This window comes from Niastella sp. sgz303648 (assembly GCF_059587045.1).
The window spans coordinates 187,394-207,356 of sequence record NZ_JCAPSW010000002.1; the positions used below are offsets into that span (position 1 = coordinate 187,394).

The following is a 19,963-nucleotide window of genomic DNA, read 5'->3' on the forward strand; positions in this document are numbered from 1 at the left end:
TGCGTTTAGGCTGTCTGATTTGCTTATATAAAAAACATTATTGAACCGGAACATGTCGAACAGTATTTCACACAGACGCATTGCTTTATTTGGATCTACGGGTTCAATTGGCAGTCAGGCGCTGGAAGTTATTGCCGCCAATCCCGACAAATTCACAGCGGAGATATTAACTGCACAGAGTAATGATGAACTGTTAATAAAACAGGCCCTGCAATTTGATCCCAATATTGTTGTTATTGGCGATGAACGTAAATATGCTACTGTAAAAGAAGCGTTGTCGCACACCAATACCAAAGTATTTGCCGGTGAAAAGGCACTTGAAGACGTGGCTTCGATGGATTGTTACGACATGATGCTGGCGGCCATTGTTGGTTTTGCTGGATTACGTCCTACATTATGCGCGCTCGATGCCGGTAAGGCCATTGCTCTTGCCAATAAAGAAACGCTGGTGGTTGCAGGTGATATAGTAATGCAGAAGGCGATCGAAAAAAGAGTGCCTGTTATTCCGGTCGATTCAGAACATTCGGCCATATTTCAGTGCCTTGTAGGCGAAACCCGCAATAAGATCGAAAAGGTTATTTTAACAGCCAGCGGCGGACCTTTTTTGGGTAAGAAGCCTAATTACCTCGTAAATGTAAAACGCGATCACGCTCTGCAGCACCCCAACTGGCAAATGGGCGCTAAAATAACTATAGATTCAGCCACGCTGATGAACAAGGGATTAGAGATGATAGAAGCCCGGTGGTTGTTCGACCTGGGGCCCGAGCAGGTGAATGTGCTTGTTCATCCGCAAAGTATTATACACAGCATGGTGCAGTTCGAAGATGGCAGCATCAAAGCGCAGATGGGGTTGCCCGATATGAAGCTGCCCATACAATATGCGCTCGCTTTTCCGCACCGCATTCCAAATGAGTTTCCCCGGTATAATTTCAAAAACCCCTGTTCGCTTACATTCGAAGAGCCCGATACCAAAACCTTCCGCAACCTGGTACTGGCTACAGAAGCTCTGTTCAAGGGGGGCAACCAACCTTGTGTATTGAATGCTGCCAATGAAATTGCCGTATTTGCCTTTTTACGCAACCGTATCGGGTTTTTAGACATGACCGATTTGATTGAACGAACCCTGCAGCATGTGCCTATGATCGAAAAACCCACGCTGGAAGAATATTTTGACAGCGATGGTGAGGCGCGTAATTTTGCTGCCTCACTCATTAAGTTGTAAGTCGTAAGTTGTAAGTAGTAAGTGGCGAGTAGGAGAGTGGGCAGTAGGCAGTAGGCAGTAGTTGTTTCCGGTGATTATAATAAGGGTGTCTGCATCGAAAGCCCTGCAACCTGAAACTTGTAACCTGCAACTTGTAACCTGCAACTGGTAACCGGCTTTAGGTAAACTTTTTCACAATTTTGGTGAGCGGTTAACCGAATTGCAGGATTATTCGATATTTTGAGGCTATTTTAAATTAAACGCATCGCGTATTTAGCGCTTATGATCACATTGTTAGCAATAGATTGGGCTGTAGTAGGTATAAAAGCCGGGCAGTTGGTATTATGCTTATCGATACTTGTCATATTACACGAAATGGGCCATTTTCTTCCCGCCAAATGGTTCAAATGCCGCGTTGAGAAATTTTACCTGTTCTTTGATCCCTGGTTTTCACTGGCAAAAAAGAAGATTGGTGAAACCGTTTATGGTATTGGCTGGTTGCCACTGGGAGGATATGTAAAGATTTCGGGTATGATCGACGAGAGCATGGACAAAGAGGCAATGAAAATGCCTCCCCAGCCCTGGGAGTTCCGCAGTAAAAAGCCCTGGCAACGCCTGATCATTATGATCGGCGGTGTTACTGTAAATCTGATATTAGGTTTTTTCCTTTTTGCCATGATTTTGTGGGTGTGGGGTGAAGAGTACCTGCCGGCAAAAAATGCGGTATATGGCATTTATGTCGATAGCCTCGGAAAAAGCGTTGGTTTGAAGGATGGCGATAAAATTGTATCGGTAAGCGGCAAAGAGGTGGAGAATTTTCAGCGCCTGAGCACCGATATCATTTTAAATGAGGCCAAAACCATTCAGGTGGTACGTAACGGTCAAAATGTTGATGTACCGATTCCCGAAGGCACCATCAGCAAACTGATAAAACGTAAAGGCGATCCTTTGGCTTACGCCAAATTTCCGGCTGTGGTTGATTCTGTTCCCAAAACGTCCAAATTCAAGTCGGGCAGTTTGCAGAAAGATGACCAGATCGTTGGGTTTAACAATCAATCCATTACGTCGTTGTATGAATTAAACGATGTAAAAAAGAACTATAAGAATAAAGAAGTTACCATCACCGTATTGCGTAATCAAACCGATACGGCCCAGGTACAGGTTCAGCTATCGGCCGACGCCAGTATTGGTTTCTTTCCCCGTTCACCCGAAAAACTCCTGACCTTTTCAGTAAAGAAATACACTTTCCTCGAGTCGTTACCCGCCGGAGTAAAAAAAGGCTGGAGCACCCTGGTAATGAACGTGCAGAACTTCAAGCTGTTGTTCACTTCGAAAGAGGTAAAAGCCAGCGAATCGCTTGGCAGCTTCTTAACCATCGGCAGCATGTTTGGCGAAAGATGGGATTGGGAGCGCTTTTGGACGATGACTGCTCTGCTGAGCATTGTATTGGCGTTTATGAATATTTTGCCCATTCCGGCCCTCGATGGCGGACACGTATTATTTACCCTGTACGAAATGATCACCGGCCGCAAACCGAGCGACAAGTTTATGGAGTATGCGCAAATGGCGGGTATGGTGCTGTTGTTAGGGGTAATGGCTTATGCATTGGGCCTGGACTTCTGGCGATATCTGTTTAAGCATTAATTATCTTCGACTTTCACGATCCTTCGACCCGCCTATGGGCGGGTCTTCGCTAAGGATACAGGTATAAATGAATCGCCCTCCCGACTTGTTCGGAAGGGCTTTTCTTTTCCATAGCCTGGAGGCCAAAGGTGTATTTTTAACTACCAGCCTTTTCCCGTTTGGGAGTTAGATTCTATACCTTTCTTTACCACCTTCTTTACACCTTCTAAGTATTTGGTAAATACCATGCTTACCTTTTTATTACCCCTTAGGTAAAGAAAAGGGTAAGCAAAACATAAAGGAGGTATAAAGAAAATACGTTCAAGGGGTATACAAAAGAGTAACCAATGAGTAAGCAATGAGTAAGCAAGAGGTATACGAAAAGTAAGCAAAGGGTAAACAAAGAGTAAACTTTGGGTAAACAATAGGTAAACTTGTATTTTGCAATATCTTGAAAATCAATTTTATGTCTAATTGAAAGGTAAACTTTAGGTAAACCTGGGGAGGTATGATATTGTGAAACAATGAGTTGCAAAATCAATATTCCCGGCCGGGCGCGATGTTTGGGTAATTCATTATGGCCAAAGCGGCTTCCGGTTGCCCATCTTTTTAAAAAATGTTAAAAACTCCTTGTGGAGAGCCTGCCTTACAACCAAAATAGCCCGTTTATTGTCTATATAGTACAGTTCAATAAATGAAAACAACTGTTCAATAAGTTGTACCGGTTAAGTGAGCTGCTGTATAATACCTTTGACAACATTCTACGAAATTTTAAAATATAAGTTTCTCATAGCAGTTAGTTTTGGTTATCTCCCCTGTAGTCTTGCAGGGGATTTTTATTTGAAGGGTGGGGCATTCGCTGGCTGGTGGATGATTCACCCTGTTGATGTTTAGATAAGGAGCTTGTAATGAATCAGGGTAAGCCCTCACCCTCCAACCGGCGGATGACCACCTTTCGGTTGATGATATATGTCTGGTAATTAAAATTTTAGCCACACCAAAGCTATTTTGGAAGGGGAAATAGCATTACTTTTGCAGGTTCTAAGTTCTCAGTTCAGGATTCTTAGTTCTTTGTTCTTCATACCTAGAACTTAAAACTTAGAACTGATTTTGGGGGTGTATGGTTTTGACAGCATAGATCTTTGAGAGTGTAAGCATGTCGTGCGTTGGATAATTAGCACGTTAATCTGAATATTCAAAATTCAAATGGCAATACACAATTTGCCATGGCTGCCTAATCAGTGATTAAGTAGTCATTAGGGCCGCCGGGCAGGTCGTTCTGTTACCACGCTCCGCCGCCGACTCAAAACAAATACAGAATGCTGCAATCGAAGGCTGTGACGGTTGCTTAAGACTATCCAGCTAAGGAAGCAATTGGTTCGTCCGGTTCCTGCTGTTTCCCTACAATTAATGCCGGAATAAACATGTAGAAAGCTCTTGGCGGATATGTTTGGACACCGGTTCGAATCCGGTCACCTCCACCAAAGCGGGGACAAAGCTAATTTTAGCTTTGTCCCCGCTTTTCTTTTGTTCTAAAATCCTTGCCAGTTCTGCAATGTAGAGGAATACACTATTCACTCTCGGAGTTCGACACTCGTCTTTTTTGCGGTTGTAGGTCATTCCTTCCGGAAATACCCAAAATTGTATCTTTTGCTTTTCCTGGTATTCGCCCAAATCCCACAGGGACGTGAGTTTGGTGGCATAGTGCAATACTTTTTCTACCAGGTTTTCAAGGTTCGACACCCTGTCATCGGCCTGGACGAGTTTGGCCTCGATTTCCCGCCGCTCGTTAATGAACTTTTCCTTATACCGGAGGAATAAGTCCCGGTCTATTTCCTCGTTGATATAACGTTCCTCCAGCCGCTGGATTTTCTTTTCCGCTTCCGCAAGCTGCTTCTGGATACGTTCCTTATCCTCCTGCTTTTCCTGGGTAAGCTGGTGATAGGTGGTGATCATTTGCCGGGCGATCACCCTGCCGGTATCTTCATTAATATTTAATTGATGGGGTATCATTAACTCCAAAAACTTTTCGTGTATCGAATCAGCCCGCTTGTTGCACTGGCAACCCTTTGTATTGCATTTGTAATAATACTCCTGGTTCTTCCATGCTTTGTAAGCCCTTAAATAAGCCCCGCAGTATTCGCATTGGATAAAACGTTTCAACGGTATATCATCGTTTTCCGGTTGGATGCTATAGCCGTGATGGTTGGACGCCAACAGTCCGTTTACCTGCAAGAACAATTCCCGTGATACCGCTTTTTCCTGTATGCCCTCTACTACTTTTCCTTCAAGCGCATTATGTACCAACAGGCCGCAATAAAACGGATTCTTTAAAAAATCACCTACTCGTCGGCTGTCAATCTTTAGTCCCTTTTCTGCCAAACGTTTTGTGATTTCCTCAATAGACAGCCCCTGCGCCTTCCAATGAAAAGCCTTCTGGATCAGCTTACCGGTTTCATTAAGGACGATGGACTTTTGACCACCGGATTTTACAATGGAATAACCAATGGGTGGCGTACTCACCCAAATGCCTTTCAGCAGCTTTTCCTTTACCCCTGCCATACACTTTTCCCGGCGGAGTTGATTATCATATTCCGAAAAAATAAACTGGATGTTCTGTTGGAGGCTGCCGCTGGCAGTGGTGGTATCGGTAGGCTGCGATACGGCGAAAACCGTTATGCCTTCTTTCTTTAGCTGCTCGGCTATGTAAATGGCATTGGCCCCGGAGCGGGAGAACCTGTCCACGCTATACACAATGATATGCGATATTTTTTCCCGGCTTTTTTTTACAAAGCTGAGCATGGCGTTAAAATGTCTGCGTTCATCTGTTTTGGCGCTTTCATAGGTACCGCCAAAATAACCCATGATTGTGTAATTGTTTTTAAGGGCGCATTGCTCGCAGGCTTTGCGCTGGGTTTCCAGCGAAAGATTATTGTCAGCCTGTTCTTTTGTTGATACTCTCGTATATATGACACACCGGCTGCCCCGAAGCTGTTGCTTTTGCTTGCCCCGTGCAAAAGGCTCAAAGAGGTTGAGGCCGGTGGTGATAGGAAGGGATTTGACTGTTGTATTCATGCTGCTTTATTTTTCGTTTGTGTTGTTTGCATGGTTACTATTGTCGCCTTTCTTTCCTGTTTAGCCATTACATCAAAAACAATCATGGTAAACTCTTTTATCGCCTTTATTAGTTCCGCCACCTGTTCATCGCTTATGTCTTTAAAGCTTTCCAGCTGCCTTACTTCATTTGCTGTAATGTCTTCCGTTCTGTGCAGATTTTCCGATACAAATCGCTTAACGTTAAACGGTTCAGTGGCAGTAAGCGGTTTAATGGTTGCTTTCATAAAGATACAAATTATTGATAATCAATTAGATGAAAATATAAAGAGTAGGATGGTCCTTGCTGTTCAACGGTTAATGAAAAATTTGCCGCACAATCTACAAATCACATATCGGCTGAGGGTGAAGAAAGGAAATAATGACATAGAGAGGGTGAAAAAAGGAAAGATATAGCTGGTAAAAGATGGTAAAAACAAAAGTGACAGTGCTAATTATCATGACGCTTTATTAATGCCATTGTAGTAAGTTGATAAACAAAACCAGAATCTTACCCAGATAAACTTATTCTGGATGATACATTAAAGCCTTCGAAACAATTGCGGAGCAATTAGGGAGCAATTGCGGATTAATTGTAATTCATGGGGATTAATTGCAATTAATTGTAATTCCGTGTCTCGTTTTGAGAATTACAGAGAAAAACTTTGCAGACTTTATATCCCGCCTGGGTTTTATTGAACCCGGCGGTTCTCATTTCATGTTTATTTGGTTTGTGGCCAGAAATCGCGGCAATGGTTGTTGTATTACGTAGTATCCATAATATATAAAGAAACTGGTCGTAGAGCACTACGGCCAGTTTAAAGAACAGGCCACAACCTGTTGCTACAAACTTCTACTTTTTCCCTTTCCTCAACTCTTCGTTTTCCTTTTTTAAATGCTGAATCTCACTTCTTAATTCATCTTTTTCTTTCTGGAATAATTCAATTAGTTTATCAAGCGGATTGAAAGTTTGATTAATCGTTGATTGAATAGCTTGATTAATTGCAGGAGCCTGATCATTGGTAGTAAATGAACTTCCTATAACAGTTATTGCAGCATCCCAACTCAAATTCTTAATTACATCGGGGTCAACTTTTAATATTTCTGCGATCTGCTTAAGCAATTCATCATCTTCTATGGTTTCCCGGCTTTCAATATCCGAAATTAACTGCTGGCTGACAGGTTTATGCCGTTTTTCTTCAAGTTCAGCAGCCAAATCAGCCTGGCTCATATTACGTATAAACCTCAGCTTTTGAACATTTTGGCCCTGGTGAACCGGGCGTTTTAAAGTCTGTTCCATAATATTCTGTTTCTATAGAATCAAATATATAAAAATAACCCGAATTTGCCGGTGATTGCGTTTCCAATCTTCCACGTTTGCCAAAGCTGTCCTTATAAATTAGCGGTCAAAATACACACCAAAGACTATCCTACCGTTAATCGTCATTATTTTACGGTAAACTACAAATCCTTTCTGGTAGGTTACGCCTTTATCTGTCCTTACTTTGTATAAAACAATTTCATCCCGCCGGTTTCTCCTCCTGGGAATCCAGTGGCCGATTGTTTTACTTTATCCCCGATGCTTTATAAGTTTTCGGTCAAAATACTCCGATAGGCAAAACATCTATTGGAGCGGAATATCTATTATAAAGATTAAACCTTGCAAAAATGAAAACCCACAACAAACACCCTCAATGGTACAATCAGCCACTTCGCCTTACTAAAGAACAAAAACAAAACCCAATTTTAATCCTCAAAGATTTTTTTGAATGTTATCATTTGAATGAGGTACGCGAAATACTTTGGAATTGGACGGTAGAAGTTATTTCCAGCCCTCACGGTATTTCCAGTGAACCATATGAACGTAACAATCATATTTATTTTTATGAAAAAATGGAAGCAATAGTAGAATCCTGCTTCATCCTACAAAAAAAGTTTCATAGGCGCTTACGCAAACAAGAACGAATAAAACTAAAAAAACAGGCAAGCAATGCGGAAGAACGGACGGTTAATACGGCAGTTGACCAGGCTAAAACCCAAAAAAATGAACAGAGTATTGTTTCAGAGAATGACCAATTCAATAAGCCACCACAACTTATAGAAAAAGTTGGCGAAGATCCGTTGTTTGTAATCAGCCAGGTGTTTAATGACGAATCATTGCAGTTTCTGCAAGATCAACTGCGTGATTGGCAAATGGTAGCATTATCAGCGGATACTTATTTATATGAAGAAGGTGAACAGCGTGGGCAGGTTTTAAATTTTGTTGAACAATTACATTTATTCATTGATGCCCTGTATGTCCATAATATCAGGCATACCAAAGAAGAAATAAAAATTAAGGAAACAACTACATACCTTAACCAGAAGCAGATTGTAGAGCCATTGCAGGTAATCAATGATTTCTTCAACATATTTCCTATTGTTTATATCCGCCGTGAACTGAACGATTTACTGGAAGCAGGATTAACGTTTACGGGTATATACCCGGAAAATATGAATGAGGTGCAGTTATTATATACCTACCGCAATATTTTATGCCTGGGTGAAGCGGCTTATCATATTTTAGAAAATGAGTAACCTGAATGTTGTTAATATTTTAAAACAATGAGCGCAACTAATTTTTCAAAAAATTTGAAATTTCTAAGGAAGCAAAAGGGGTTAACCCAGCTAAAAGTAAGATCCAGTCTCGGTTTTACCCGTTGTACATTTTCTTATTATGAAAATGGTCTAACTACGCCTTCTCTCGAAGGCTTAATTAAACTCTCCAGATTTTTTGCGGTGTCATTGGATGATATAATATTTAAAGACCTGGAAAAAGAGGCATTAACATAGCTCTACTTGAATTAAAAGCAATGTGTCAACGAATATGCAATCACTTAAGGAAAAGATAAAAAAGGTAATTCAGCAAACAGGCTTACCGCTTGCAGAAATTGCTAAAGCCAACGGCTTTCCAAAAGATAACATTTATAAATGGTTCCGTGGCACAAGACCCAGTAACCCGGAAGATTATATTAAACTAACAAACTATCTTGATAATATATTAGAAGATATAAAAAGCACATCTGAAGCGGTTCAATTTAATAAAGAAGCCAGGCAAATACTACAAAAACTACTGACACTTCTTGGCCCAGCAGATAGTTTAGTTGAAATGTGGGGTGATAGTATGTACCCAACCTTCAGGCATGGCTCACTGGCTGTCATATCCAGCTTACAAAATCCACAAATTCTTAATTGGGCAGAGTATTATTACATTGTTGATAAAAACGGCATAGGTAACATTCGAAGAGTATATGCCAGTGAAATTCAGAACTGCATTAAACTATTATCTGACAATCCCGACCAGGAAAAATACCCGCCCATTGATAGACACTGGAACCACATAGAAGCGATTTATAAAGTAAAGGCAGAAATACTAAAACATTAATAGAAATATGAAGCTAAGTAATAAAGCACTGAAGGCCATTAATAACCCTGCCATCCGGCGGCGGTTAATGGATGCTTTGGGTTGTACAGAATTTACCATTGCGCGATACATTCAAAAAAACAGCGACAATCTCACTAAAGCTGCCGCTCTACAAGTAATCAGGGAAGTAACAGGGCTGGCCGACAACGAAATACTGGAGTATAGTTGATGTATTTATCAATCTGTCAAAGAATTTGTGCCTATTCACATTGGTAATATAATTCAGGAATTTGATAACGCCCTGAAAAGTTTTGAAAAATGTTGGAAATGTAAAAGGCGGCTTAAACTATAATTTGTACACGTTAAATCACGTAGGTTCTAAAAAAAATATTTTTAAATAAAAATTACACATATGAAATCTGATAAACAATCTTTAGAGTATACACACGATTCCGGGTTATTGCCTATTGATGAAAAAATAAAGACTGTGGTATCCAAAACGGGCATCACAGTATTAACGATTTCTAAACTCACAAATACTCCTGCTGAAACTATGCTGAGTATCCTCAAAGGGGAAATACCCGAAAACGAGGCAACATATAGCAAGCTAAATAAATTTTTGGATGAAATGATAGTTAACATCCCTCCAACAATTCAGCAAAAGCTTGAAAGGGTGTTGACCAAACCAGGATTAACCGTCTCTGACATTTCGTATGCATTAGAAATCAGAGAAGATATAATTGTAAGTTTTTGGAAAGGAGATAAGCCTAAAGATATTTCTCCAGATGATGAAATTGTTGCCTATAACAAACTTTATCAGTTCTTAACGGATTTTTCAGACAGGATTGCAGAATATAAAATCGGTAAAGATGTAAGTAAAAGTCCTTACATCATTTCACGAAAAATTCAATTACCTGCAGGCAAAGGAGAATTGGAATTCAGAATTTATCATAAAGAATGAATGTGATTTCAAATTCTACTTTCATAAAAATGGTGTGAAGCGCTATACTAAGAGGTGCATATAAGTGATATGGTGATGTGAGGTTTAAAAGATCGTAAATAGCACCAATGTATTTGCATTGCTGTTGTGTGTATAACCCGTCCCGATTCTTCGGGATGGGTTCGTTTTTTTAATATATAAATATTCTGAAACAGGAAACGTGAAAAACACCTTGTATTATACATTCTCACCGGCAACGGCTGTGATGAATTTCAATAATTGTAAATGGGCGGACCATTCGTTTGTCCTTGGATTTTTGGTTCTGGAGTTTATCCCGTTCCATATCGGGAGTTCAAGCCAAAACAACATAAAAGAAAAAAATTCTTTTGTCAATTCCATCCCATAGGTGTATTTACTTATAACACTCCTCGAAAGAGGGCACCACAAATCTAAGCTCTAAAAAAGGTACGCCCCTTCTCTTCAGATGGGGCTTTGAGGCATGTGCAATTTAAAATAGCAAGGGAAGTAGTTATTCCTTACCCGCAAGGGGAGACATGTTTTGAAGATATTTCTTGTATCGCCCCCATGATTTGAATGGTTGGACATGTATGCAATCACCGTCACGATCATTGGGCAATGTAAGGCAGGGCCTGCCCGCAGCGCTAAAGCTGGTCCACATACCCCACAGGGGTTTATAAATATCGGCCAATAAGGCATCTACAGGGCCTTCTGCCATCGGTGGCAAATCAACTTTGTATCCGGGTGCAAGTGATTGCTCAATGCCGTTCCAGAAGATGAGGGCAAGTAGCCAGTGATTATAATCCATCCAATAGGATTGTGAGATCCCCTTTGGAACTTTACCGTTAATTCGTTTATTATAGGAACGTTGATCACGTTTAAGGATAAAACGTCTTTCACTGGTGATATTCCAGATGGTCGACCCGTCAACAGGATGCTGATCCAGTATCCGGCAAATGTCAGTAATGCAGTGTTCCAGCGGGGTTTCCAATTGTTGTTTGATGAAAGGAATTATGTTTTCATCCTTATGAGCTTTAAAATCCATTAAGAAATCAAGAAAGAAATCAACATAGAATAATTCTGGTATGAAATGCGGAAATTCAAAGGGCAGTTCATCCTTTAACATGGGCAATTGCTCCAACTTTGATAGGAGATATTGTATAGAGGTGGTGGTAGTCATAATTTTCTTTTGAAATAGATATGAGGAATTGTTAGTAAATAACAAAAAAAACTTATTAATGACCGGTACAGATTAAGACTGTTTTTTACAGTCAATGCTTATATGATCTTAATGAAAACCGGCAACATAAAGAATTGCTGAAATAGCGGTGTTGCCTATACCAAATTTAAATATTTGTTTTCAGTAAGCAGTGATAAATTACAAATTTTAGTCACAATAGAGGTGAAATCGAACCGCATTCAAATGTAGTAAAAGACAGTAGCAGCAAGGCTTGTATAATAATGGCGTTGTATCGTAATAGTGATATTATTCCAAAAGATGAAATCTTTCCAAACCGCAAAGAATGAAAATCACGTCCTTACATAAGCGTATAAAATAAATTTAATCCGTTTATGGATGTAGGGTAAATTTGTACTTCTAAGCGTTTTCTATTACTACTTCACCGGCAGTTCCGTACTCTTGCATATTGACCTTCACTCTAAATTGTTCCAATTATTGCAACATTTCGTTGCAGGTTATCCTTTATTCCGACTTTGTTAAAACTAAGCCAGGATTCGTATGCTATGAACTTTAGGAACTCAAACTGATTTGTAAGTTAAAAACCTTTCCTGCCATGCTCAATAAAGACGCCGGTAAACCTTATTCCAGGTATGTGTTGCTCGCCATCGAAAAGATCAAACTACACATAGACCAAAACCCGTTTCAATTCAGAACATCCGCTGAATTACTCGACCATTTAAAAACTCCGAATAGAAGCATTGTTGAAAAAGCGTTTAAAGAAGTTTATGGCTCTGGTATTAAAGAATACCAGGTCAGGCAGCGTTTGGAAGCATCCAAAAAATTTTTGGAGGAAGGCATGGCAAAGAAAGAAGTGGCAGCGAATTGTTTTTATAAAAGACAGGCGTCGTTTTGCCGGGCCTTCAAGCGGGAGTTTAAGATTACCCCAACCGAATGGCAAAACCTGTTTGGCTAATACCAACGGCCATGAGTATACAAAAATGCACAACATTCTTGCAAAAATGCATAACAATACTGCAAAAATGTCAAATTACTCGTTATAACTTGCATGTAGAATGAATGATGCTCCGGTTACTTATTGCCGGAAGAAAAAGAAAGCTCAATACTTGCCAGAGGGATTTGTAGCATTCCCACGCACAATACAAACAATTCCATTTTTATCAGGAATCAATATTGAAATTCCGGTTTGACCGGTGCCAGTATCATGTAATTAGTAATAGAAAATTGCTGACTTACTACTGCTTGCTTACAATGAAATCATTGGAGATCAGGAATAGTCTTGCCTTTTGAAAATAATTTTAATTCTGCTTGGCTTTCTTGAATGAAAACAATTTTATGATGATACCTGTCTTAAAAAACGGAATCACTTATACATTGATCGGAATCGCTTATTTTTCGTTTGTAACTTGCATACAGAATGAATGATGCTCCGGTTGATTGTCACCGGAAGAAATAACAAGAATAATAAAGGCCGTTTGCAGCTTTAATACTTCTCAAAGAATACAGGCAATCAAATTTCCAAACAACAGATAATTGCAATGTACATTTCCCTGAAAAGGAGTGATCGGGTATATTTTGTCCTGAGAATAGAAATTTATTAATCTCACTGGCATTACACCTTGAGTGGCTAAACAAATAGCTGCCAAATTTCATAACAATTAAAAAACAAATCAAATGACAACTCAAATTTTTATCGAACCTGAATTGGAAAAGCTACACGAAAATTCCGGAGAGTGGGAGCAATTGTGTACCGGTTTGGGCCTTCAAAAACAGTTAAAAAAAATAGGTAAAGTAGAGAAAGTGGCTAACCCTTACATGAAATTAGATCCGCGTACGGAAAGGGTTTACCATATGCTTTGTCCCTGTAGAGAACTATATACAGACTATGGAGCCGGTACCCTGCCGTTAGAGGTTTTGCAAGAAATTCATCGCTGCAAAGAAAATGAATGGTTTCCTAAAATGGAAATATGGTATGATGATAAATCGCCCGACCCGTTTTTAATAGGTTACGATAGTAAAAAATCCGAAATCAATAAATTCCTGATAGCACGATGGGGGGATGAATTATTGCCTTTCGAACAGTTGGTGGATAAAGCGATTAGCCGATACAAAGAGACCTATAAGCGGGCTTTAAACCGGCTTATTAAGGATTGTGAAACCCGTAAACAGGATATTGAAGGAGAGATCAGGGCTTATATAGACTTAGGGGATTGGCGATGGAATGGATTCGATTTCCCTCATTTTAACAATCCTATTAAATGAATGGAAATCCGGTACTGTTCATTACAGCCTTTCCGGTTCTGTGAAAACAAGGAATCCTGATTTTGTAAGTTAAATTGTTGCACACCATATGACCATTAAACTTTATTCCAGCAAATGGGGCGAGCTACCGGTTGCCCAAGAGTTTCCGAATGCTCCCCCTGGCCTGATCCTTCCCGGCGCTCATATACAGGTAGCTGCCGCACCGGATAACCGGTATTATTATCTTTTTCAGCAATTTAATGTGGTGGAGGCTGTAATTATGTGTTGTCATTTCTTTTCCTATGAAAAGGATACGCTTACGGTAATTACCGACCAACCCATTACCGTACGATGGGCCACACGGCGTTCGCACCGGTATACTACCCGCAGCTTTAACATGCAGATATTTCATGAAAGGAATTATAACTGCTTTTACCTGCCGCATCCGTCTATGGAATACCAGGTAGAAGCGGGTGCTGATTTTTCTTTTGTGGATATATTATTATGTGCAGACTATTTGCAATCGTTAGCAATACCCGCCGAGGCCCTGCAGCATTTCATGGGAAAAGTAAACCGCAAGTTGGCCGTTAAGCTGGCGCCCCGTAAACAGGTTGCTTCAATTGAATTACTACGATGGATAGATGAACTGGCCGAATGGATAGCGGCTACCAATAAATCGAATGAGGTTGGTGAAACGATCGTTCACCAACTGGTAAAACAAGGCGTATCGTGCCTTACCAACGGGCTGCGTAAAACAGCTATTATAGATAAGCAGGAGGAAGTAAATAAAATTTATAAGGCGGCCGATATTATTCAGGCGGCCGGCAATTACTACATGAATAATAATTTAAAAGAACTGGCCGAAGAGGTGGGACTTAGCGTGTATAGTTTGAAAGTGCTATTTCATAGTATTTACGGATACCCTATTCTGAAGCATCAATCCGAAGAAAAGATGCGGCTGGCGTTGCGGCTGGTTGAAACCAAACGGCTAAGCGAAAAAGTAGTTGCTGACATGCTGGGCTTCAGCAGCGCCCAAAATTTTTCAAAGAAATACAAGCTCCGTTTTGGCCATCCTCCTTACCGACTTTTCCAAAATGAATGAATTTTGTTTTCAAAATAGGTAAAAATGGAAAAGAAATTCCCGGCAAAGAACTTCTTTTCGGTTGTAATGGATAGTAACTTTACATCAGTGATTGAAACGAAAATGTATTAAATGGAAAAAGAATTTAGGCTCCGGTTATTTATCGCCGGAAGAAAATGAAAGCTCAATACTTACCATAGGGATTTGTAGCATTCCCACGCACAATACAAACAATTTCATTTTATCAAGAATCACAACTGAATTTCCGATTAAACCGGTGCCAGTATCATCTAATTAGTAATGGGAAATTGCTGACTTACTACTGCTTGCTAACAATGAAATCATTGGAGATCAGGAATAATCTTGCCTTTTGAAAACAACCTTAATCTTGCCCTGCTTAGCTTGAATGAAAAGAATTTTATCAGAAATTAGATAACAGAAATTGTTTCTTAAGTCTCTTGTATTAATTCCTACTATTTAGGATAAGGTTTAAGCCGGTACGCCCCGGCAATCATGCCGGGGCCCATACGGTTGCTAATAAGTTGTTGTCAAAATCTAAACTGAAAACCCATATTCTCATAGCAAACCTGTGAAATCCAATACGCCTTACCGCCGGTCGGCGGAAGGTTGGAAGGTATAACCCGAGTCACAGGCTGGTGAGACAATTTTTATTAAAACTAAATCGAGGGTCAGAATGCGATACCGATGAAAAGTTGTCATTACAAGGATGAGTCGCTCCCATCCATCACCAGCCCTGTACCGGGTACAACCGACGGGTATATGGGTCAAGATTTATGGGTGGCAAATGCGCACCGCATCCTTTTCTTCTGGCATTCGATAGATGAATGAGATAATTGCCACCTGCAGGAGAAAGAGATTTTTTTACGAATTTCCTTTTTCAAAACAAGCGCAATAGAATGACCATATGGCTAGCTGCTTCGGCCATAATAATACAATTTGCATGAGAATTTATAATATCTGATTGTACACAACAACCTTAACCTACAATGCACAATCAAAGTAAATATAGACAGACTGAGTTGAATGCACTTGGAAAAGCCATCAAATATATCAATCAGTATCCGCCCGAATGGAAGAGCTGCGGCGCCCCTGATGAAAATCATTTTAGCCGCAAGACAATGAAAGCATTCAACAAAGCCATGCAATATATAAATAGTCACCCGCTTGAATGGACAAGCCCGGATGAATTATCAGCTTACAGCGGGATTAGCCAATCAACATTGCAGGCCGTTTTCCTGTACAAGACCGGGAGAACAATTAGTGAATACTGTGAGATTATCCGGATAACTGTTTCCTGTATTTTGCTATCCGATGAAACATTAACCACAAAGGAAATAGCAGCACTCTGCGGTTACAGCAGCCAAAGCAGTTTCAACAAGGCTTTCAAAAGAGTAAAGGGCATTTCCCCCTGTAAATGGGAAAAGCAGATGGATACCAACACTGCAATGAAAGTTAACCTATCGGACAAAAAAACCAGGGTATCGGGCAGAGGTGTTAAGCAATTTGACAAACAATAAATTGGGTGACGTTATCTTCAACCCAACTTGCATACAGAATGAAGCTTCAGTTGATTACTATAGAACCGGCTATTGTTATCTGAATGTAATATCCTATCTTTTCGTTGTTTCTCAACAGTAGTTGCATTGTGTATTAAAAACATAAAAATTGCCGGAATGAAGTTCATTTTTCTAATTCTTTTCATAGCATTTTGTATTGGCAAAACATTTTCCCAAACAAAAAATGGCAAGCTTGCTCAAACTTCCACTTCCTCTGGGTTATCACTGAATGCTCCTTTAAAAAATAATTCTCGTCTGCCAATAAAGCCAGCGCGTACAATCTCTATCACGACAAATGAAGCCAGCTATTTAGATGTAGACATCTCCCCGGACGGCTCTACCATTTTATTCAGTTGCTTGGGTGAGTTATTTTCCTTGCCGGCAAAGGGTGGTGCGGCTACACAGTTAACCAGAGGCCTGGCTATTAACAGGTGCCCCATTTGGTCTCCGGATGGTAAATTGATTGCCTATGAAAGCGATGCTACGGGTTTTGTAAAATTGCATGTTACTAATCTTGCAGGTAGTTTTCAAAAAATTTTAGGTGTAAAATCTTATTATGATGAAATTCTAAATCCAATCTGGTTTCCTGATGGCAAACACGTTTATCTTAAATATGATAAAATATATCATTTAACTGGTGTGACCTCCTCTTTATCAGGGAAGGTGGAAAACATTTTAGGGTTTTCATCCGATGGAAGGTTTGTCTATTCAAGTGAATATATTTCCAGTGATTCATCAGCTCTTATAAAGTATGATAGGTTAAATCAAGGGAAAACGAGATTGTTGATATTGAGCAGCAAGCTGTTTACTTTTAATAATCCGAGAATTTCTCCTGATGGCAACTGGCTAACCTATATCAAATTCAAAGTTGTTAATCTTAGTAATGACGAATATACTGAGGCGGATAGTTTGATGGCAATCAAACTAAATACGGGCCAAGAAAAAATGCTTGTAGATTTGAATATAAAATTCACGACAAATTTTCTAAAAAATCAGCATTATTCCTTTTCAAAAGATTCTAAATACTTATTTATTGGTTACGGCGGAAAGATCCATCGTATAGAACTTGAAAACGGAAAGAATGATATCATTCCTTTTACAGCTAACGTAAAAGTTGATATGGGAACTTTGAACTACAATACCTTTCCTGTTTCTCTTGACTCTTTGAGTGTAAAGTACATACGTTCAGTAAGAAGAAGTCCGGATGGAAAGCACCTTGTATTTTCTGCTTTGAATAAAATTTATTTCCAGGATTTGCCTAATGGGAAGCCTCGTATTTTAGTTGATCAGCCATTTAGTCAATTTCAGCCGGCTTACTCTGCCGATGGCAAATGGATTTCTTATGTAAGTTGGAGTGATACCGTGGGTGGACACCTGTGGCGTGTTCCTTCGGTTGGAGGGAAAGCTGAACAAATATCAAGAGTTCCAGGGTTATACATGCATCCTTCCTGGTCGCGTGATGGAAAAATGTTAGCCGTAGTTAAAGGTGAGAAAGAACTAACCCAAATTGAAAGTAACAACGGACAATTGCAAGTTATTTCAGTAAAAGATGGTACTGTAAAAGTTATTGAAGATAAAGTACCTCTTTTTAATGAGCTTATGTTTTCAATGCAAGGAAATCAAATTATTTTGACACCCGATCAGAAAAATTCAGAGGAAAAGTTATGGCCAAGGCTTGTATCAAAGAGTATAGATACTAAAGAAGAAACTGTTTTAGTATATACCAGAAATTCGAAAAGCCTTATTTCCCCGATTCCTATTCGTCAAACCGTTTTATCACCTGATGGAAAATATTGTGCTTTTATTTATAACGGTGATCTTTATCTCTCCACTTTGGCAAGTATAGGAGGCGTTCAATGCATTTTTGATAATCCTGATCAGCTTCCATTAATCAGGTTTGCCAGAGGCGTAATCGACCCTGTCTGGGAAGAAGGCGGTAAGACCTTGTCATGGCTCGATAGAAATCATTATTACAGTATCGATCCCGATAAGATTATTGAAGCAGCGGAACATCTTCAGCCTAACAGTACACTGGAAGGATTGCCTCTAACAAGAGTTATAGATGTTGATATCCCGTCAGGCCAAGTGATAAGCATTAATCTAAAAGCTCCTCGTCAAATAGGTACTGGAATCACTGTACTAAAAAATGCAAGAATAATCACCATGCATGGCAGTATTGTTATTGAGAAGGGAACTGTTTTAATCAAGGACGGGAGAATTATTAAGATAGGAGAAAGTAACAAAGTAACTATACCTAAAGAAGCAAATATCATTAATGCCAGTGGGAAGACGGTTATGCCTGGTTTGATCGATATGCATAGTCACATGCATGAGGCTGATCGAATGGATATATTTCGTCAACAATCCTGGCTACGTTTATTACAATTTTCTTATGGAGTAACCACCATGCGCGACCCTTCAGGTTGCTTTGATGCGTTTGGCTATAGTGAACTGATAGAAACAGGAGAGACAATAGGGCCACGGTTGTTGACAGTAGGAGGAATCATAAGGGACGACATCTATAATCTAAACAATTTAAACGAATCAAGAATTGTAGTAAGTAATCGAGCAAAATTTGGCGCCACCTATATAAAACAATACACCCAACCAACAAGACTGCAAAGACAACTATTATTGCAAGCCTGCATGGAGGAAGGAGTAAACATGACCAACGAAGCAGCGAAAGAACCTTTCTATTACCTGGGTATGTGTAAAGATGGCTCAACCGGAATTGAACATAATCCAACATGGGGAGATGTTTATGATGATATGATAAAACTCGTATCGAAATCAGGAACTTATTTATGCCCCGCTCTTTCGTTTTGTTATGGCCGTGAATTTTCTCAATATTATTTCCATAAGCTTTATGGTAAAGATTTTTTAGATAGAAAATCTCGTTTTTATCCTGATTCCAGTTGGAATAAAAACAGAATTTTAAAAGACATCGATGCAAATACTTTAGATTCCAGCTTTATAGATCAATCGAGAATCGATGCAAGAATAAAACATGCCGGAGGTAAAATAGTAATGGGGAGCCATGGAGAAGACCAGGGCATTGGAGCGCATTGGGAAATTTGGGGTTTGCAAATGGGAGGATTAACAAATTATGAAGCATTGGAAACGGCAACTATTACGGCAGCAGAGGCATTGGGTATGCAAAAGGATTTGGGTTCAATAGAAGTTGGCAAGATTGCTGATCTTATCATACTCGATAAAAATCCATTAGAGGACATACATAACACCAACACCATTAAGTATGTGATGAAGGCGGGGGTTTTGTATGATAGCGAAACCCTGGATGAGATCTGGCCTGAAAAGAAGAAATGCCCTGAGTGGAGGATGAAGGAACAGAAGTCTGAAGTTCCTTCGACTTCGCTCAGGACAGGCTCCGGTCAGAAGTAAACGCTTTGCGAGGAGATTTCTCGCTGCGCTTCGAAATGACGGTTGGCCGTGGAGGATGAAGGAGGTGGGTAGTGAGGAAGAGATGGCTGTTCGCCATTCGCGGATCGCTGTTCGCAGAGACAGCAAGTCAGAAGTCGGATAAATAGCAAATTCATTACAAACAGTTGCCAGGTTTTTTTGGCAACT

The 19,963-nt window shown here is 39.9% G+C and carries 15 protein-coding genes, 1 other RNA gene and 1 pseudogene; 13 read left to right on the plus strand and 4 right to left on the minus strand.

The genetic code is table 11. The features are described from left to right. The first annotated feature begins 52 nt into the window (after window positions 1-52). The 3 genes from AC59IL_RS05450 to ssrA all read left to right on the plus strand — a co-directional run bounded on the left by AC59IL_RS05450 (window position 53) and on the right by ssrA (window position 4,308). Window positions 53-1,222 carry a 1-deoxy-D-xylulose-5-phosphate reductoisomerase gene (locus tag AC59IL_RS05450; protein WP_496551082.1) on the plus strand — a complete coding sequence of 390 codons (1,170 nt, stop codon included), beginning with the start codon at window positions 53-55 and terminating at the stop codon, window positions 1,220-1,222. A gap of 261 nt (window positions 1,223-1,483) precedes the next feature. Beyond that, window positions 1,484-2,845, plus strand: coding sequence for an RIP metalloprotease RseP (gene rseP / locus AC59IL_RS05455; protein WP_496551083.1), 1,362 nt, complete (start codon window positions 1,484-1,486; stop codon window positions 2,843-2,845). Between the two features lie 1,091 nt (window positions 2,846-3,936). Continuing rightward, window positions 3,937-4,308, plus strand: a transfer-messenger RNA (tmRNA) gene (gene ssrA / locus AC59IL_RS05460). Window positions 4,309-5,044: 736 nt separating this feature from the next. Here ssrA and AC59IL_RS05465 read toward each other — a convergent pair. The 3 genes and pseudogenes from AC59IL_RS05465 to AC59IL_RS05475 form a co-directional block, all read right to left on the minus strand. Next, window positions 5,045-5,899: pseudogene (locus tag AC59IL_RS05465) on the minus strand (recombinase family protein); the annotation flags it as partial. Then, window positions 5,896-6,165 carry a hypothetical protein gene (locus AC59IL_RS05470; RefSeq protein ID WP_496551084.1) on the minus strand — a complete coding sequence of 90 codons (270 nt, stop codon included), beginning with the start codon at window positions 6,163-6,165 and terminating at the stop codon, window positions 5,896-5,898. The gene AC59IL_RS05470 and the pseudogene AC59IL_RS05465, both read right to left, overlap by 4 nt. Before the next feature lie 605 nt (window positions 6,166-6,770). After that, entirely contained in the window at window positions 6,771-7,217 is a 447-nt protein-coding gene (locus tag AC59IL_RS05475) for a helix-turn-helix transcriptional regulator (RefSeq protein ID WP_496551085.1), read from the minus strand. Window positions 7,218-7,585: 368 nt separating this feature from the next. Here AC59IL_RS05475 and AC59IL_RS05480 point away from each other — a divergent pair, with 368 nt between their 5' ends. The 5 genes from AC59IL_RS05480 to AC59IL_RS05500 all read left to right on the plus strand — a co-directional run bounded on the left by AC59IL_RS05480 (window position 7,586) and on the right by AC59IL_RS05500 (window position 10,281). Next, on the plus strand, window positions 7,586-8,494 hold the full coding sequence (locus AC59IL_RS05480) for a hypothetical protein (RefSeq protein ID WP_496551086.1): 909 nt from the start codon (window positions 7,586-7,588) through the stop codon (window positions 8,492-8,494). Window positions 8,495-8,521: 27 nt separating this feature from the next. Then, complete coding sequence (locus AC59IL_RS05485; protein ID WP_496551087.1) at window positions 8,522-8,749, plus strand: helix-turn-helix transcriptional regulator; 228 nt, start codon at window positions 8,522-8,524, stop codon at window positions 8,747-8,749. A gap of 34 nt (window positions 8,750-8,783) precedes the next feature. Further along, complete coding sequence (locus tag AC59IL_RS05490) at window positions 8,784-9,341, plus strand: LexA family transcriptional regulator (protein WP_496551088.1); 558 nt, start codon at window positions 8,784-8,786, stop codon at window positions 9,339-9,341. A gap of 7 nt (window positions 9,342-9,348) precedes the next feature. Next, window positions 9,349-9,549 (plus strand): hypothetical protein, encoded by a 201-nt coding sequence (locus tag AC59IL_RS05495; protein WP_496551089.1) that lies wholly within the window; start codon window positions 9,349-9,351, stop codon window positions 9,547-9,549. Between the two features lie 183 nt (window positions 9,550-9,732). Continuing rightward, on the plus strand, window positions 9,733-10,281 hold the full coding sequence (locus AC59IL_RS05500; protein ID WP_496551090.1) for a hypothetical protein: 549 nt from the start codon (window positions 9,733-9,735) through the stop codon (window positions 10,279-10,281). Between the two features lie 508 nt (window positions 10,282-10,789). On the opposite strand, the gene AC59IL_RS05505 is transcribed toward AC59IL_RS05500, so the two are convergent. Beyond that, on the minus strand, window positions 10,790-11,458 hold the full coding sequence (locus tag AC59IL_RS05505) for a hypothetical protein (protein WP_496551091.1): 669 nt from the start codon (window positions 11,456-11,458) through the stop codon (window positions 10,790-10,792). A gap of 613 nt (window positions 11,459-12,071) precedes the next feature. Here AC59IL_RS05505 and AC59IL_RS05510 point away from each other — a divergent pair. From AC59IL_RS05510 to AC59IL_RS05530, 5 genes are all read left to right on the plus strand, one after another. Next, window positions 12,072-12,431 carry a helix-turn-helix domain-containing protein gene (locus AC59IL_RS05510; RefSeq protein WP_496551092.1) on the plus strand — a complete coding sequence of 120 codons (360 nt, stop codon included), beginning with the start codon at window positions 12,072-12,074 and terminating at the stop codon, window positions 12,429-12,431. A 719-nt stretch (window positions 12,432-13,150) separates the two neighbouring features. Continuing rightward, window positions 13,151-13,738 (plus strand): hypothetical protein, encoded by a 588-nt coding sequence (locus AC59IL_RS05515; protein ID WP_496551093.1) that lies wholly within the window; start codon window positions 13,151-13,153, stop codon window positions 13,736-13,738. Between the two features lie 88 nt (window positions 13,739-13,826). Further along, window positions 13,827-14,819 carry a helix-turn-helix transcriptional regulator gene (locus AC59IL_RS05520; protein WP_496551094.1) on the plus strand — a complete coding sequence of 331 codons (993 nt, stop codon included), beginning with the start codon at window positions 13,827-13,829 and terminating at the stop codon, window positions 14,817-14,819. Between the two features lie 986 nt (window positions 14,820-15,805). Next, window positions 15,806-16,336: a helix-turn-helix domain-containing protein gene (locus AC59IL_RS05525; RefSeq protein ID WP_496551095.1), complete on the plus strand. Its 531-nt coding sequence runs from the start codon at window positions 15,806-15,808 to the stop codon at window positions 16,334-16,336. A 156-nt stretch (window positions 16,337-16,492) separates the two neighbouring features. Beyond that, entirely contained in the window at window positions 16,493-19,777 is a 3,285-nt protein-coding gene (locus tag AC59IL_RS05530) for an amidohydrolase family protein (protein ID WP_496551096.1), read from the plus strand. Window positions 19,778-19,963: the final 186 nt, after the last annotated feature.